Origin of the sequence: Rhizobacter sp. (assembly GCF_032229685.1) — a bacterium.
In the GTDB taxonomy this organism is placed as follows: domain Bacteria; phylum Pseudomonadota; class Gammaproteobacteria; order Burkholderiales; family Burkholderiaceae_C; genus LMDS01.
Genome location: NZ_JAVTWP010000031.1, coordinates 187,615 through 202,950 on the forward strand (window position 1 = coordinate 187,615; position 15,336 = coordinate 202,950).

The following is a 15,336-nucleotide window of genomic DNA, read 5'->3' on the forward strand; positions in this document are numbered from 1 at the left end:
GTTGGGCTCCGCTGCCTTGGGGTCTGTTGAAGGATTTGAACCATCGCTACTTTTGCTGACCGCCGTACTCCGAACGCAGAGCGCAAGCACCGCCTGAACCGCGAGATCATGGCTCCGGAAGTCCGCCTGAACGGCCCAGAGAACGAACCCCTGGGCATCGTGAGCATCACCGAGGCCTTGCGCCTCGCAGGCGAGCAAGACGTCGATCTGGTCGAGATCGTCGCTCAAGCCGACCCGCCGGTGTGCCGCCTCATGGACTACGGCAAGTTCAAGTACCAGGAGCAGAAGAAAGCGGCGGAAGCCAAGAGCAAGCAGAAGGTCGTCGAGGTCAAGGAAGTCAAGTTCCGGCCCGGCACCGACGAAGGCGACTACAACATCAAGATGCGCAACCTGCGCCGCTTCATCGAAGAAGACGGCGACAAGGGCAAGGTCACGCTGCGTTACCGCGGCCGCGAGATCACCCACCAGGACATCGGTATGCGCCTGTTGGAACGCATTCGCGACGAGTTGGCCGATGTGTCGGTGGTCGAGCACATGCCCAAGCTCGAAGGTCGCCAGATGATCATGGTGCTGGCACCGAAGCGAAAGTAGGTTGAAGGTTTGAGAGAGTTCAGTGCGTTGGTCTGGTCACCAGCGCGCTGTCAGAAGCCCCTCATGGCTTACAAGACGGCGAGAGTTTTGCCGGCGCCATGCAGGAGCAATTAAAAAGGAGCATCACATGCCCAAAATGAAGACCAAGAAAAGCGCCGCCAAGCGGTTTCGCGTTCGACCAGGTGGCACCGTCAAGCGGGGCCAGGCGTTCAAGCGCCACATCCTGACCAAGAAGACCACGAAGAACAAGCGCCACCTGCGTGGCTCTGTCGCCGTGCACGAGACCAACATGGGGCACATCAAGCAGATGATGCCCTTCGCTGGTCTGTAACCGCTTCAAGGAAAGGATAGAACATGCCTCGCGTCAAACGTGGTGTCACCGCCCGCGCACGTCACAAGAAAGTTCTCGCACTCGCCAAGGGTTACCGTGGCCGCCGCAAGAACGTGTTCCGCATTGCCAAGCAAGCAGTCATGCGTGCCGGGCAATACGCGTACCGTGACCGCCGGACCAAGAAGCGCGTATTCCGTCACCTGTGGATCGCCCGGATCAATGCCGGCAGCCGCAGCCACGGCGTCACCTACAGCAAGTTCATGGCCGGCTTGAAGAAGCTGTCGATCGAGATCGACCGCAAGGTCCTCTCCGACATGGCCATCAACGATCCTGCCGCTTTTGGCAGCATCGTCGAAAAGGTGAAGGCCCAGCTGGCTTGAATGTCGTGAACTGCTCGGTACTTCGGTGCCTTGCAGCGCGGCGCGCCCTGGTTGTGGCAACACCACCGGGGTGAGCACTCTCCAAGGCCGCCTGTTTGCGCGGCCTTTTTTCTTGTGAAGCGATGAACGATCTCGAGCCTCTCGTCCTGGAAGCACAAGCCGATTTCGCGCAGGCTGCAACGCCCGCCGATCTCGAGAACGCCAAGGCCCGGTTTCTCGGCAAGTCCGGCCGCATCACCGAGCAGCTGAAGGCGCTCGGGGCCCTGGCCGCCGATGAAAAGAAGGCACGTGGTGCCTCGATCAACGGCGCCAAGCAGCAGATCGAAGCGGCGCTGAACGCGCGGCGCGAAGCGCTGGCCGATGCCGAACTGCAAGCGCAGCTCAAGGGCGAAGCGCTCGACGTGAGCTTGCCCGGCCGCAAGCGCGGCAGCAGCGGCGGCCTGCACCCGGTGAGCCGCGCGCGCGAGCGCATCGAGGCGATCTTCGGTTCGATGGGTTTCGACGTGGCCGATGGCCCCGAGATCGAGACCGACTGGTACAGCTTCACCGCACTGAACAACCCCGAGAACCACCCGGCGCGCTCGATGCAGGACACGTTCTACGTCGACATGAAGGACGCCGAGGGCCGCTGGCTCAACCTGCGCCCGCACACGTCGCCGATGCAGGTGCGCTACGCCCGCGCGCACGCCAAGAAGTACGAAGGCCAGGCGGTGATGCCCGACATCCGCGTGATCGCGCCGGGCCGCACCTACCGGGTCGACAGCGACGCGACGCACTCGCCGATGTTCCACCAGGTCGAAGGGCTGTGGGTCGGCGAGAACGTGAGCTTCAAGGACCTGAAGGCGATGTACCTCGACTTCATCCAGGCCTTCTTCGAAACCAAAGACCTGCAACTGCGGTTCCGGCCGAGCTACTTTCCGTTCACCGAGCCCAGCGCCGAAATCGACATCATGTTCGAGAGCGGGCCGCTGCAAGGCCGTTGGCTCGAGGTGTCGGGCTCGGGCCAGGTGCACCCGCAGGTGATCCGAAACATGGGCCTCGACCCGGAACGGTACATCGGCTTCGCGTTCGGCTCCGGCATCGACCGGCTGGCGATGCTGCGCTACGGCATCAGCGACCTGAGGCTGTTCTTCGAAGGCGACCTGCGGTTCCTGTCGCAATTCAACTGATCGCATTGAAGTTCTGAAGAGTCGACGAGATGCAATTTCCCGAGTCCTGGTTGCGCGAGTTCTGCAACCCGCCCCTCAGCAGCACGGCGCTGGCCGAACTGCTCACGATGTCTGGCATGGAGGTCGAAGAGGCGCGCCCGGTGGCTCCGCCATTCGAGCGGGTCGTGGTGGCGCAGGTGCTGGCGGTCGAACGCCACCCGAACGCCGACCGCCTCAACGTGTGCCAGGTCGACGCCGGCACCGGCGAGACGCTGAACATCGTCTGCGGCGCGCCGAATGTGCGCCCGGGCATCAAGGTGCCGTGCGCGCTGGTCGGGGCGCAACTGCCGCCGGCCGATGAAGGCGGCAAGCCTTTCGAGATCAAGCTCGGCAACCTGCGCGGTGTGCAGAGCCAGGGCATGTTGTGCTCGGCGCGCGAACTGAAACTTTCTGAAGACCACGGCGGCCTGTTGATCCTCGACGACGCCGCAACCGTCGGCCAGAACATCCGTGAGCACCTGCAGCTCGACGACACGCTGCTCACGCTCAAGCTCACGCCCAACCTCGGGCACTGCCTGAGCGTGTACGGCATCGCGCGCGAGCTGTCGGCGCTGACCGGGTCGCCGCTGCGGGCGCCGGCGTTCCCGGCCGCGCCGGTGCGGCATGCGGCCATGTTGCCGGTGAAGATCAACGCCACCGATTTGTGCGGGCGCTTCTCGGGCCGCGTCATCCACAACGTGGACACCCGCGCCAAGACGCCGGCGTGGATGGTCGACCGGCTGGCCCGCTGCGGCCAGCGTTCGGTCACGGCGCTCGTCGACATCTCGAACTATGTGATGTTCGAGTTCGGGCGGCCTTCGCACATCTTCGATCTCGACAAGATCCACGGCGGGCTCGACGTGCGCTGGGGGCGTGCGGGCGAGACGCTCAAGCTGCTCAACGGCAACACCATCGAAGTCGATGCGCAGGTCGGTGTGATCGCCGACGATGAAGCAGTCGAGTCGCTCGCCGGCATCATGGGCGGCGACGCCACGGCGGTGTCCGACGACACGAAGAACGTGTACGTCGAAGCGGCGTTCTGGTGGCCCGAAGCGGTGTCGGGGCGCTCGCGCCGCTTCAACTTCAGCACCGACGCCGGCCACCGCTTCGAGCGCGGCGTGGATGCGGCCACGACGGTCGAGCACATCGAGAGAATCACCCAACTCATTCTCGACATCTGCGGCGGCGAAGCCGGCCCGATCGACGACCAGGCACCGAACCTGCCGTTGCGCAAGCCGGTCACGCTGCGCGTGGCGCGCGCGGCCAAGGTGATCGGCATGCCGGTGACGCAGCAGCAGTGCGAAACCGTGATGCAGCGCCTGGGCCTGGCGTTCACGAGTGCGCCCGGTGCGCTGACTGTCACGCCCCCGAGCTGGCGCTTCGACCTGCAGATCGAAGAAGACCTGATCGAAGAAGTGATCCGCGTGCTCGGTTACGCGAGCCTGCCCGATGCGCCGCCGCGTGCCGACCTGACGGCCCGCGTGCGCAGCGAAGCGCAGCGCGGGGCCGATGCCGTGCGCCGCCGCATGGCTTCGCTCGACTACCAGGAGACGATCAACTTCAGCTTCGTCGACGAACGCTGGGAGCGTGAGCTCGCCGGCAATGCCGACCCGATCAACCTGCTGAACCCGATGGCCAGCCACTGGGCCGTGATGCGCTCGAGCCTGATCGGCAGCCTCGTGGGCGTGCTGCGCTTCAACCTGGCCCGCAAGGCGCCGCGCGTGCGGGTGTTCGAAGCGGGCAGGGTGTACCTGCGCGACGCGCTGGTGGCCGATGGCGATGCGAGCGTCGCCGGCATTCACCAGCCGATGCGCCTGGCCGGCCTGGCCTTTGGCACGGCAGAGGCGACGCAATGGGCCGCCAAGGACAGGACGGTCGATTTCTTCGACATCAAGGGCGACATCGAAGCCCTGTTTTCGCCCGCCACGGTGCGCTTCGTCGCCGCCGAGCACCCGGCGATGCACCCGGGCCGCTGCGCGCGCATCGAAGCCGACGGGCGGCCGGTCGGGTTTGCCGGCGAATTGCACCCCAAGTGGCGCCAGGCCTACGAACTGCCGGCTGCGCCGCAGTTGTTCGAGCTCGACATGGCGGCGCTGATGGAGCGGGAGCTGCCGGCGTTTGCGCCGATCCAGCGGCAACAGTCGGTCTGGCGCGACCTGGCCGTGATTGCCGGTGAGGCCGTGACGCACGACAGCCTGATGAACACGATCGCCTCCGCCCACACAGGCCTCGTGCGGTCAGCGCGCCTGTTCGACGTCTACAAACCCGCAGTGGTGCCGGCCGACATGGCCGCCGGCGAGCGCAGCCTCGCGGTGCGCCTCGAGCTGCTCGACGACGAGGCCCCCTTGACCGACGAGCGCATCGAAGCCGTCGTGGCCGACGTGCTGGCGGCACTGAGCCAACGCCTCGGCGTGCGGCTGCGGGCCTAGGAGATGGCTGGCATGAACCCGCCCGACCTCGAGCACGGTGACGACGAATCAGACAGCGTGCTGCCGGTGCGTGCCGTGCAACTGCCGACCATCGAGACGCCCACGCTCACGAAAGCCGAACTCGCCGAGCTGCTCTTCGAGAGGCTCGGGCTCAACAAGCGCGAGTCCAAGGACATGGTCGAGGCCTTCTTCGACCTGATCCACGCCACGCTCGTGTCGGGCGACGACGTGAAGATGTCGGGGTTCGGCAACTTCAACATCCGCCGCAAGGCACCGCGCCCCGGGCGCAACCCGCGGACTGGCGAGGCGATCCCGATCAAGGCTCGAAATGTTGTAACTTTTCACGCTAGTCACAAATTGAAAGGCGTTGTCCAAGGCGACATCCCGCCAGAGGAGGAGTTCGAGTAAAGTCTTAGCTTTCCCCATCGATCTTGTTGATTTTCATGGAGAAAGCGCTCCCAGCCATCCCCGCAAAACGTTACTTCACCATCGGTGAGGTCAGCGAGTTGTGCGGCGTGAAGCCGTATGTGTTGCGCTACTGGGAGCAGGAGTTCACGCAGCTCAAGCCGATGAAACGGCGCGGCAACCGCCGCTACTACCAGCACCACGAAGTGCTGTTGATCCGCCGGATCCGCGAGTTGTTGTATGAACAGGGCTTCACGATCAGTGGCGCCCGAAACCGGCTCACCGAAGCCGGGCAAGGCCGCGCTTCGGTGCAGGTGCCCGAAGCCTTCGACGACAACGAACTGCCCGATCTAGAAGACTTGCCGGAAGCGCCCGAGGCCGTGGCCGTCGACGTGTCGGACCTGCCGCAGCCCGAGGTCTCCACCTTGACCTTGTCGATGCCGCAGATGCGCGAAGAACTCATCTCGATCCGCAGCCTGCTGACCGTGTGACGGCCGGCCAGTGCGCCGCTTCAATCTATAATCCTGGCTTCATCGGGGCGTAGCGCAGCTTGGTAGCGCACTTGTCTGGGGGACAAGGGGTCGCAGGTTCAAATCCTGCCGTTCCGACCACTCAAAAGCAAAGGCCCGTGTTCGCAAGAACACGGGCCTTTTGTCTTTGCGGACGCTGCCTCTTACTGCAGCGACACCTCGACCCGGCGGGCTTCGGCATTCGCGCCGCTGGCCGTGAGCGTTTCGGGCTTCTTCAATTCGATCTTGTCTTCGGCCACGCCAGCCGCCTTGATCGCGTCGCGCACCGCGAAGGCGCGTTGTTTGGCGAGCTCTTCGTTCTTCGCGGCATCGCCGGTCGCGTCGGTGTAGCCGCTGACGACGGCCTTCTTGCCGCCCGCCACGCCCTTGGCCACGTCGGCGAGTGCAGCGTCGGCACCGCCTGCCAGTTCGGCCTTGCCCGTGGCGAAGTAGAACTTCACGACGCCACCTTCGACCTTGAACGAAGCCGCATCCGCCGCTACCGCCATCGACGGTGCCGCAGCAGCCACCACCGCCGCCGGCGCTGCGGGTGCCGCCATGTGCGCCGAAGCGCCGCCGGTGCCCGAGGTCGAGAGCAGCGGCACGATCATCAGCGCCACGATGTTGATGATCTTGATCAGCGGGTTCACGGCCGGGCCGGCGGTGTCTTTGTACGGGTCGCCCACGGTGTCGCCGGTCACGGCCGCCTTGTGCGCTTCGCTGCCCTTGCCACCGTGGTGGCCGTCTTCGATGTACTTCTTGGCGTTGTCCCAGGCGCCGCCGCCGGTGCACATCGAGATCGCCACGAACAGGCCGGTCACGATCGTGCCCATCAGCAGGCCGCCGAGGGCGGCCGGCCCGAGCAGCAGGCCGACGATGATTGGCACCACCACGGGCAGCAGGCTCGGCACGATCATTTCCTTGATCGCGGCCGTGGTCAGCATGTCGACCGCGGCGCTGTAATCGGGCTTGCGCTTGCCAGACATGATCGCGCCGTCCTGGAACTGGCGCCGCACTTCGACGACCACCGAGCCGGCTGCACGGCCCACGGCTTCCATCGCCATCGCGCCGAAGAGGTAGGGGATCAGGCCGCCGATGAACAGGCCGACGATCACCTTCGGGTCCGACAGGTCGAAGCTCACGCTCATGCCGCGGCCTTCGAGCGAGTGGGTGTAGTCGGCGAACAGCACCAGCGCCGCCAGGCCGGCCGAGCCGATCGCGTAGCCCTTGGTCACGGCCTTGGTGGTGTTGCCCACCGCGTCGAGCGGGTCGGTCACGTCGCGCACGCTCTTCGGCAGCTCAGACATCTCGGCGATGCCACCGGCGTTGTCGGTGATCGGGCCGTAGGCGTCGAGCGCCACCACGATGCCGGCCATGCTCAGCATCGAGGTCGCAGCGATCGCAATGCCGTACAAGCCGGCAAGCCAGTACGACACCAGGATGGCGACGCACACGAACAAGACCGGCCACGCGGTCGAGCGCATCGAGACGCCGAGGCCGGCGATGATGTTGGTGCCGTGGCCGGTGGTCGAAGCTTGTGCGATGTGCCGCACCGGGCTGTACTGCGTGCCGGTGTAGAACTCGGTCACCCACACGAGCGCGGCGGTCAGCACCAGGCCCACGGCGCAGGTGCCGAAGAGTTTCATGTGCGTGCCGGCGCCTAGCGCATCAGCCGGCATCACGCTGGTGGTGACGAAGTAGAAGGCGATCAGCGACAGCACGCCCGCGACGGCCAGGCCCTTGTAGAGCGCCGGCATCACGTTCTTCATGCCGGGCGAGGCCTTCACGAAGGAGCAGCCGATGATCGAAGCGATGATCGATACGCCACCGAGGATCAGCGGGTAGATCACGGCGGCCATCGTGGCGCTGCCCTTGACCACCAGCGCGCCGAGCGCCATGGTGGCGATGAGGGTGACGGCGTAGGTCTCGAACAGGTCGGCGGCCATGCCGGCGCAGTCGCCGACGTTGTCACCCACGTTGTCGGCGATCACCGCCGGGTTGCGCGGGTCGTCTTCGGGAATGCCGGCTTCGACCTTGCCCACCAGGTCGGCACCCACGTCGGCGCCCTTGGTGAAGATGCCACCGCCGAGCCGCGCAAAGATCGAGATCAGCGACGCGCCGAAGGCGAAGCCGAGCATCGGCTTGAGCACCGACGAGATCGTCTTGTCGGGCGTGAGGTTGCCGTTGCCGGTGAGGAACATGAAGAAGATCGTGACGCCCAGCAGCCCCAGGCCGACCACGAGCATGCCGGTGATGGCGCCGCCCTTGAAGGCGACGTCGAGCGCCGGGCCGATGCCCTTGGTCGCGGCCTGTGCGGTGCGCACGTTGGCCTTGACCGACACGTTCATGCCGATGAAACCGCAGGCGCCCGAGAGCACGGCGCCAAGCACGAAGCCCACTGCGCTGGTGCCGTCGAGAAACACGCCGATCAGGATGGCGAGTACCACACCCACGAGGGCGATCGTCTTGTATTGCCGCGCCAGGTAAGCGGCGGCGCCTTGCTGGATCGCCGCGGCGATCTCCTGCATGCGCTCGTTGCCTGCGCTCTGGCTCAGGATCCAGCTTCGTTGCACGAAGCCGTAGACAACTGCGGCCAAACCGCAGGCCAGCGCGAAATACAGCGCCATGGATGATGTGATCAAGGGGGATCCTTCCTCGTCGAGTGCTATGGTGAAAACCTGCAAATCAGACCGGCCGCACTTGCACTGGCGCGGCCCGCCGAACCACGCGGCATGCTACGGGATGGGGCATGACAAGGCAACGACGCCGGCATGGTGTTTTCCATCGGTACGGCGGTGTCAGTTTCGAACAAGGCCCGCAAAAATTGCCGACATAAAATCGGGGTTTGTACGAGCACCGCAGGAAACCACAATGAGTTTGCAAGACGTCACCCCCGGAGCCAAGGCACCTGAGCAGTTCAACGTGATCATCGAGATCCCGATGAACGCCGACCCGATCAAGTACGAGGTCGACAAGGCCACCGGCGCGCTCTTCGTCGACCGCTTCATGACGACCGCGATGCACTACCCCTGCAACTACGGTTATGTGCCGCAGACCTTGTCGGACGACGGCGACCCGGTCGACGTGCTCGTGATCACGCCGTTCCCGCTCACGCCCGGCGTGGTGGTCACGTGCCGCCCGATCGGCGTGCTGAAGATGGAAGACGAAGCCGGTGGCGACGCCAAGGTTCTGGCGGTACCCATCGACAAGATCCTGCCCATCTACACCCACTGGCAAAAGCCGGAAGACATCAACCAGATGCGCCTGAAGGCGATCCAGCACTTCTTCGAGCACTACAAGGATCTCGAGGCGGGCAAGTGGGTGAAGATCCAGGGTTGGGAAGGGCCCGAAGCCGCGAAGGAAGAGATTCGCAGCGGCATCGCCAGCTACAAGAAGCCCTGAAGCGGCGCAGCGGGCCGGCAGCCGAAGCGCAGCCGCACGAGGGGGCATTCGGCCGCCCCTAAACTGCGGGCTCCCTCGCCACCCGCTTGTGCCATGCCGAAGTTCCTGCGCTCGATCGTTCTCTCTGCTCTGGCGCTGTTCGCGGCCGCCGCGCCGATGGCACAAGCCCTGCCACCGGGGCTGCAGAGCGTCACCTCCGTCGAAGGCATCGACGAATACAGGCTGCCGAACGGGCTGCAACTGCTGCTGGTGCCCGACGACTCCAAGCCGACGACCACGGTCAACATCACCTACCGCGTGGGCTCGCGCCACGAGAACTACGGCGAGACCGGCATGGCGCACCTGCTGGAGCACATGCTCTTCAAGGGCACGCCGAAGAACGAGAAGGTGTGGGACTCGTTCCAGAAGCGCGGCATGGCCGCGAACGGCAGCACCTCGTTCGACCGCACCAACTACTTCGCCAGCTTCTCCGCCAACGACGACAACCTGCAGTGGTATCTGGGCTGGCTGGCCGACGCGATGGTCAACAGCTATGTGGCGCGCAAGGACCTCGACACCGAGATGACGGTCGTGCGCAACGAGATGGAATCGGGCGAGAACAGCGCGAGCCGCATCCTGTTGCAGCGGTCGATGGCGCTGATGTTCGACTGGCACCACTACGGCAACTCGATCATCGGGGCCCGTGCCGACGTGGAGAACGTCGACATCCCGCGCCTGCAGGCCTTCTACCGCCTCTACTACCAGCCCGACAACGCCACGCTGATCGTCTCGGGCAAGTTCGACCGCGCCCGTGTGCTGGCCTGGGTGGCCGAAGCCTTCGGCAAGATCCCCAAGCCCACCCGCACGCTGCCGCTGCTCTACACGCTCGACCCGGCACAAGACGGCCCGCGCAGCGTGACGCTGCGGCGCACCGGGGGTGCGCCGATGAGCTATGCCGGCTACCACGTGCCGGCAGGCGGAACGAAAGAGTTCGCGGCCGCCACGCTGCTCGGCGTGATCTTCGGCGAAGCGCCGACCGGGCGGCTGCACAAGCGGCTCACGCAAAAGCAGCTCGCTGCCGACACGGGCGCTTTTGCCTGGAGCTTGGCCGACCCGAGCGCCCTGTTCACGATCGCCAACTTCGCGCCGGGGCAGGACGTCGAAAAGGGCCAGGCCGAGATGCTGGCCACCGTCGAGTCGGTGCGCACCGAGCCGATCACCGAAGACGAGTTGGCACGTGCCAAGCTGAAGTGGATGACGAACTGGGAGGAGTCGTTCGCCAACCCCGAGAAGGTGGGCGTGGTGCTCTCGGAATCGGTCGCGCTCGGCGACTGGCGCCTGTTCTTCCTGCGGCGTGACTGGGTCCAGGCCCTGACCCTTGCCGAGGTGCAGCGCGTGGCCGAGCAGTACCTCGTGGCCGACAACCGCACGCTGGCCACCTTCGTGCCGACCGATAAACCACAGCGCGCCCCGGCCCAGGCCCAGGTCGACATCGCCAGCACGATGCAGGCGTTCAAGCCGAAGGCGGCAGCAGCGCCGGTCGAGGCGTTCGAGGCCACGCCCGCGAACATCGACGCGCGCACCCGGCGCTTCTCGGTCGGCGGGCTGAAGGCCGCCGTGTTGCCCAAGGGCTCGCGTGGTGGCGCCGTGCAAGCGGTGCTGACGCTCCACTTCGGCGACGCGGCGAGTCTGTCGGGGCAGGGCGAAGTCGCCACCGCCGTGGCCGAGTTGATCGACAAGGGCAGCAAGACACTCACCCGCGAGCAGGTCGAGGACAGGCTCGACAAGCTCAAGACCCAGCTCTCGATCAGCGCCGCGGCCGGCCGCGTGAGCTTGACGCTCGCTTCGCGTCGTGAGCACCTGCCGGCCGCGATCGCCCTGGTCGGCGAGTTGTTGCGCAACCCGGTGTTCCCGGCCGATGCGCTGGTGGAGCGAACCCGCCTGGCGCTGACCGGCATCGAACAACGCCGCAAGGAGCCGAGCGTGGTGGCGCAAAACGCCGTGGCGAGGCTGGGCAACACCTACCCGCGCGGTGATGTCCGCCATGCTCGCACGTTCGAAGAGATGGTGGAAGACGTGAACGCCGTCAGCGTCGACAAGCTGCGCGCATTCCACGCCCGTTTTTATGGCGCGTCGAACGCCGAGTTCGCGGCGGTCGGTGACATGGACGCAGCCGCAGTCGAAGCCGCGCTGCAAGCCGCGTTCGGCGGCTGGGCGAGCCCCGCGCCCTTTGCGCGTGTGCCGCAGCCCTTGCTGCCGGTGAAGCCCGATCGCCTGCTGCTGCTCACGCCCGACAAGCAGAACGCCTACATGCTGGTGCGACTGGGCGTGCCGCTGACCGACACCGATGCCGACTACCCGGCGCTCACGCTCGCCAACCACATCTTCGGCTCGGGCGGCAGCTCGCGCCTGTGGAAGCGCATCCGCGAAGGTGAGGGCCTGTCTTACGACGTGCGCAGCAGCGTGCAGTGGAACAACCTCGACGCCAATTCGCCCTGGCAGGCGAGCGCCATCTACGCGCCGCAGAACCGCGCGAAGGTCGAGACCGCGTTCCAGGAGGAGACCACGCGTGCGCTCAAGGACGGCTTTACCGCACAGGAACTGGCCGAGGCGAAGACCAGCGTGCTCGCGTTCCGGCGCCTTTCACGCGCGCAAGACGCCGGCGTGGCCGGCGCACTGGCGAACAACCTCTACCTCGGGCGCAGCTTCGCCGTCGCGGCGCAGGTCGACTCGGCGATCGAGAAACTCACGCTCGAGCAGGTCAACGCGGCACTGCGCAAGTACCTCACGCCCGAGCGTTTTGTGTCGGCGTTCGCTGGCGACTTCAAGGGGCCGTGAGCCGGGTTCAGGCGGGTGTCTTGAACGGCCGGCGTTCGTTGAGCTCGTCGATGTAGTTCGCTACGCCGGTGCCTTCACGCTCGAGGAAGTCGCTTACCGCCTGCGCGAACTGCGGGTGGGCGAGCCAATGCGCAGACCAGGTCTGCACCGGTAGCAGGCCGCGGGCCATCTTGTGTTCGCCCTGGGCGCCGCCTTCGAAACGTTCGTAGCCATTGTTGATGCACCAGGCGAGCGGCTGGTAGTAGCAGGCCTCGAAGTGCAGGCACGGGATGTGTTCGGTCGCGCCCCAGTAGCGGCCGAATGCGGCCCGACGAGCCGGGTCGATGCAGATCAATGAAACGGCGACGCGCTCGCCCGCGCGCCACGCCGTGAAGAGCAGCCAGTTCTGCGGCATCGCGGTCGCCATCTGCGCGAAGAACTCGCGTGTGAGGTAGGGCGTGGAATGATGCTCGCGGTAGGTCTGGCAGTAACAGCGGTAGAAATAGTCCCAGTCGGCTTGGCCGATGTCCGCGCCGACGTGTGTGGTGAACGTGACGGCGGCATCCGCCACACGCCGGCGTTCCTGCTGGATCTTCTTGCGTTTCTCGCGCTGCAGGCCGGCCAGGAATTCGGTGAAGTCGGCGTAGGGCGCAGGCTCTCGGTTGCGCCAGTGAAATTGCACCGTGCTGCGCATCATCCAGCCTTCGTCGCGCGCGGCCTGTGCGTCGGCGTCGTCGAGGAAGAGCAGGTGCGCCGATGACAGCTTGGCATCGTGCGCGAACTGGCGCATCGCGCGCAACAAGAGGCGGCGGCCCGCCTGGTCGCGCGCCAGCAGGCGCGGGCCGGGCACCGGTGTGAACGGCACCGCACCGAGCAGCTTGGGGTAGTAGCGCAGCCCGTGCCGCTGGTAGGCGTCGGCCCAGGCCCAGTCGAAGACGTATTCGCCGTAGGAATGGTCTTTCAGGTAGAGCGGGCACGCGGCAACGAGCACCTCGTCAAGCGTCACCGCCAGGAACTGCGGCATCCACCCGGTGGCACCGACGGCGCTGGCTGATGTGTGCATTGCCAGCAGGTAGTCGTGGCGCATGAAGGGTGTCGACGAAGCCTGGGCGTCGAGCAGCGCGTTCCACTGCGCAGCGTCGATCGCGGCGGGGTCGTCGAAGACCCGAATGACATAATCAAACGGCTCTTTCGCCCCCTGTTTTTCAGCCCCGGGTTCGCCCCGCACTTCGTCGCGCATATGTCAGCAAAACCTTCGGTGAAAGTGGCTCTGGCGCAGATCAATGCGACGGTCGGAGACCTCGCGGGCAACGGCCGCCTGATCGTCGACGCGGCACGCAACGCCTATGCCAGTGGAGCCCGCCTCGTGCTCACACCCGAGCTCGGCCTGTGCGGCTACCCGCCCGAAGACCTGCTGCTGCGCCCGGCCTTCATGCAGGCCTGCGCCGAAGCGCTGGCCGATTGCGCCCGTGCGCTGGCCGACTTGCCGGGCTTGTTCGTGGTGGTGGGGCATCCGCATCAGTTTGGTGATCGGGGTGATGTTAGGTCGAACTCGGTCTCGGTGCCGCAGCGCTACAACGCGGCCTCGGTGCTCGAAGGGGGGCGCGTCAGGGCCACCTATTGCAAGCGTGAGTTGCCCAACTACCAGGTGTTCGACGAGCGGCGCTATTTCGCCTCGGGCCGCGACGCGGGGCAGGGCGCGGTTGTGTTCGAGGTGGAGGGCCTGAAGTTCGGGTTGAACATCTGCGAAGACGCCTGGTTCGACGAACCCGGCCTGGCGGCCAAGGCGGCCGGCGCCGAAGTGTTGTGCGTGCTCAATGCGTCGCCGTTCCACCTGGGCAAGCTGGCCGAGCGCGAAGAGCGCATGGCCGATCGTGCGCGCCAGCTCGGGCTGCCGCTGCTGTATTCGCACCTGGCCGGCGGGCAGGACGAAGTGGTGTTCGACGGCGCGTCGTTCGCGCTCGATGCAGCAGGCCAGGTGACGGCGCGCGCGCCGATGTTCGACGAGGCGCTGCTGATCGTCGAGGTGACTGCCAGGAGTTCGCTCGGTGACGTGGCCGAAGTGCCGTGCATCGAAGCGCAGGCCTGGGCGGCGCTGGTCGTGGGCGTGCGCGACTACGTCAACAAGAATGGCTTTCCCGGCATCATCATCGGGCTGAGCGGCGGCATCGACTCGGCACTGGTGCTGGCGGTGGCGGTCGACGCGCTCGGCGCTGCGCGCGTGCGCACGGTGATGATGCCGTCGCCTTACACCGCCGACATCTCGTGGATCGACGCACGCGACATGGCGCAGCGCCTGGGCGTGCGCTACGACGAGATCTCGATCGTGCCGATGTTCGACGCGTTCAAGCAGAGCCTGGCCGCAGAATTCGCGGGGCTGAAGGAAGACGCGACCGAAGAGAACATCCAGGCGCGCATTCGCGGCACGCTGCTGATGGCCTTGTCGAACAAGTTCGGCTCCATCGTGCTGACCACCGGCAACAAGAGCGAGATGGCCACGGGCTACTGCACGCTCTACGGCGACATGGCCGGCGGTTTCGCGGTCATCAAGGACGTGGCGAAAACGCTGGTCTACCGCCTGGCGCGATGGAAGAACGCGCAAGGTGCCGAGGTGATCCCCGAACGCATCATCACGCGCCCGCCCTCGGCCGAACTGCGGCCCGACCAGACCGACCAGGACAGCCTGCCGCCCTACGAAGTGCTCGACGGCATCCTGCAGCGCTACATGGAACAAGACCAGGGCATCGAAGAGATCGTGGCCGCGGGCTTCGACGCCAAGGACGTGGAGCGGGTCACGCGGCTCATCAAGATCAACGAGTACAAACGCCGCCAGTCGCCGGTGGGCATCCGCATCACGCACCGCGCTTTCGGGCGCGATTGGCGCTACCCCATCACTTCGAAGTTCCGCGCGTAAACTCGGGCGAGATCAATCCTTGCAGGAACCGGCCATGAAACAGATCACCGCGATTGTCAAACCGTTCAAGCTCGAGGAAGTGCGTGAAGCGCTGGGCGCGGTCGGCGTGACCGGCCTCACGGTCACCGAAGTCAAGGGCTTCGGCCGCCAGAAGGGCCACACCGAGCTCTACCGCGGCGCCGAGTACGTGGTCGACTTTCTGCCGAAGGTGAAGCTCGAGGTGGTGGTGAAAGACGGCGACGCCGAGCGTTGCATCGAAGCGATCGTCAAGGCCGCCAAGACCGGCAAGATCGGCGACGGCAAGATCTTTGTGACGCACGTCGAACAGGTCGTGCGCATCCGCACCGGCGAAATCAACGACGACGCGATCTGAGGCAGCGGGCTCGAGCCGG

At 65.8% G+C, this 15,336-nt stretch carries 13 protein-coding genes and 1 tRNA gene; 12 read left to right on the plus strand and 2 right to left on the minus strand.

From position 1 onward, the window contains the following. Positions 1 to 42 precede the first annotated feature (42 nt). The 8 genes from infC to AC30PD_RS12610 all read left to right on the plus strand — a co-directional run bounded on the left by infC (position 43) and on the right by AC30PD_RS12610 (position 5,934). On the plus strand, positions 43 to 591 hold the full coding sequence (infC, locus tag AC30PD_RS12575; RefSeq protein WP_489536334.1) for a translation initiation factor IF-3: 549 nt from the start codon (positions 43 to 45) through the stop codon (positions 589 to 591). A gap of 127 nt (positions 592 to 718) precedes the next feature. Further along, entirely contained in the window at positions 719 to 922 is a 204-nt protein-coding gene (gene rpmI, locus AC30PD_RS12580) for a 50S ribosomal protein L35 (protein WP_489535998.1), read from the plus strand. Positions 923 to 945: 23 nt separating this feature from the next. Beyond that, entirely contained in the window at positions 946 to 1,302 is a 357-nt protein-coding gene (rplT, locus tag AC30PD_RS12585; protein WP_489535999.1) for a 50S ribosomal protein L20, read from the plus strand. A 122-nt stretch (positions 1,303 to 1,424) separates the two neighbouring features. Continuing rightward, positions 1,425 to 2,471, plus strand: coding sequence for a phenylalanine--tRNA ligase subunit alpha (pheS, locus tag AC30PD_RS12590; protein WP_489536000.1), 1,047 nt, complete (start codon positions 1,425 to 1,427; stop codon positions 2,469 to 2,471). A gap of 29 nt (positions 2,472 to 2,500) precedes the next feature. Beyond that, positions 2,501 to 4,918: a phenylalanine--tRNA ligase subunit beta gene (gene pheT, locus AC30PD_RS12595; RefSeq protein WP_489536001.1), complete on the plus strand. Its 2,418-nt coding sequence runs from the start codon at positions 2,501 to 2,503 to the stop codon at positions 4,916 to 4,918. A 12-nt stretch (positions 4,919 to 4,930) separates the two neighbouring features. After that, on the plus strand, positions 4,931 to 5,326 hold the full coding sequence (locus AC30PD_RS12600; RefSeq protein ID WP_489536002.1) for an integration host factor subunit alpha: 396 nt from the start codon (positions 4,931 to 4,933) through the stop codon (positions 5,324 to 5,326). Positions 5,327 to 5,361: 35 nt separating this feature from the next. Further along, positions 5,362 to 5,814, plus strand: coding sequence for a MerR family transcriptional regulator (locus AC30PD_RS12605; RefSeq protein ID WP_489536003.1), 453 nt, complete (start codon positions 5,362 to 5,364; stop codon positions 5,812 to 5,814). Positions 5,815 to 5,857: 43 nt separating this feature from the next. Further along, positions 5,858 to 5,934, plus strand: a tRNA-Pro gene (locus AC30PD_RS12610). Positions 5,935 to 5,996: 62 nt separating this feature from the next. Here AC30PD_RS12610 and AC30PD_RS12615 read toward each other — a convergent pair. Next, positions 5,997 to 8,459, minus strand: a complete 2,463-nt coding sequence (locus AC30PD_RS12615) for a sodium-translocating pyrophosphatase (RefSeq protein ID WP_489536335.1) — start codon at positions 8,457 to 8,459, stop codon at positions 5,997 to 5,999. Positions 8,460 to 8,703: 244 nt separating this feature from the next. Between AC30PD_RS12615 and ppa the strand changes: the two genes are divergently transcribed. Together ppa and AC30PD_RS12625 are read left to right on the plus strand one after the other, a co-directional pair. Beyond that, on the plus strand, positions 8,704 to 9,234 hold the full coding sequence (gene ppa, locus AC30PD_RS12620; RefSeq protein ID WP_489536004.1) for an inorganic diphosphatase: 531 nt from the start codon (positions 8,704 to 8,706) through the stop codon (positions 9,232 to 9,234). Between the two features lie 93 nt (positions 9,235 to 9,327). Beyond that, positions 9,328 to 12,051 (plus strand): M16 family metallopeptidase, encoded by a 2,724-nt coding sequence (locus AC30PD_RS12625; protein ID WP_489536005.1) that lies wholly within the window; start codon positions 9,328 to 9,330, stop codon positions 12,049 to 12,051. Positions 12,052 to 12,058: 7 nt separating this feature from the next. Here AC30PD_RS12625 and AC30PD_RS12630 read toward each other — a convergent pair whose 3' ends face one another. Continuing rightward, complete coding sequence (locus AC30PD_RS12630) at positions 12,059 to 13,270, minus strand: GNAT family N-acetyltransferase (RefSeq protein ID WP_489536006.1); 1,212 nt, start codon at positions 13,268 to 13,270, stop codon at positions 12,059 to 12,061. Here AC30PD_RS12630 and AC30PD_RS12635 point away from each other — a divergent pair, their 5' ends adjacent. Further along, positions 13,271 to 14,944 carry an NAD+ synthase gene (locus tag AC30PD_RS12635; protein ID WP_489536007.1) on the plus strand — a complete coding sequence of 558 codons (1,674 nt, stop codon included), beginning with the start codon at positions 13,271 to 13,273 and terminating at the stop codon, positions 14,942 to 14,944. A 34-nt stretch (positions 14,945 to 14,978) separates the two neighbouring features. Beyond that, positions 14,979 to 15,317 (plus strand): P-II family nitrogen regulator, encoded by a 339-nt coding sequence (locus AC30PD_RS12640; protein ID WP_489536008.1) that lies wholly within the window; start codon positions 14,979 to 14,981, stop codon positions 15,315 to 15,317. The last annotated feature ends 19 nt before the right edge of the window (positions 15,318 to 15,336 follow it).

Excerpts from the sequence above, each read along its gene's own strand:
- rpmI (WP_489535998.1), top strand. The coding sequence starts at position 719 with ATGCCCAAAATGAAGACCAAGAAAAGCGCCGCCAAGCGGTTTCGCGTT.
- rplT (WP_489535999.1), top strand. The coding sequence starts at position 946 with ATGCCTCGCGTCAAACGTGGTGTCACCGCCCGCGCACGTCACAAGAAA.
- pheS (WP_489536000.1), top strand. The coding sequence starts at position 1,425 with ATGAACGATCTCGAGCCTCTCGTCCTGGAAGCACAAGCCGATTTCGCG.
- pheT (WP_489536001.1), top strand. The coding sequence starts at position 2,501 with ATGCAATTTCCCGAGTCCTGGTTGCGCGAGTTCTGCAACCCGCCCCTC.
- AC30PD_RS12600 (WP_489536002.1), top strand. The coding sequence starts at position 4,931 with ATGAACCCGCCCGACCTCGAGCACGGTGACGACGAATCAGACAGCGTG.
- AC30PD_RS12605 (WP_489536003.1), top strand. The coding sequence starts at position 5,362 with ATGGAGAAAGCGCTCCCAGCCATCCCCGCAAAACGTTACTTCACCATC.
- AC30PD_RS12615 (WP_489536335.1), bottom strand. The coding sequence starts at position 8,459 with ATGGCGCTGTATTTCGCGCTGGCCTGCGGTTTGGCCGCAGTTGTCTAC.
- ppa (WP_489536004.1), top strand. The coding sequence starts at position 8,704 with ATGAGTTTGCAAGACGTCACCCCCGGAGCCAAGGCACCTGAGCAGTTC.
- AC30PD_RS12625 (WP_489536005.1), top strand. The coding sequence starts at position 9,328 with ATGCCGAAGTTCCTGCGCTCGATCGTTCTCTCTGCTCTGGCGCTGTTC.
- AC30PD_RS12630 (WP_489536006.1), bottom strand. The coding sequence starts at position 13,270 with ATGCGCGACGAAGTGCGGGGCGAACCCGGGGCTGAAAAACAGGGGGCG.
- AC30PD_RS12635 (WP_489536007.1), top strand. The coding sequence starts at position 13,271 with ATGTCAGCAAAACCTTCGGTGAAAGTGGCTCTGGCGCAGATCAATGCG.
- AC30PD_RS12640 (WP_489536008.1), top strand. The coding sequence starts at position 14,979 with ATGAAACAGATCACCGCGATTGTCAAACCGTTCAAGCTCGAGGAAGTG.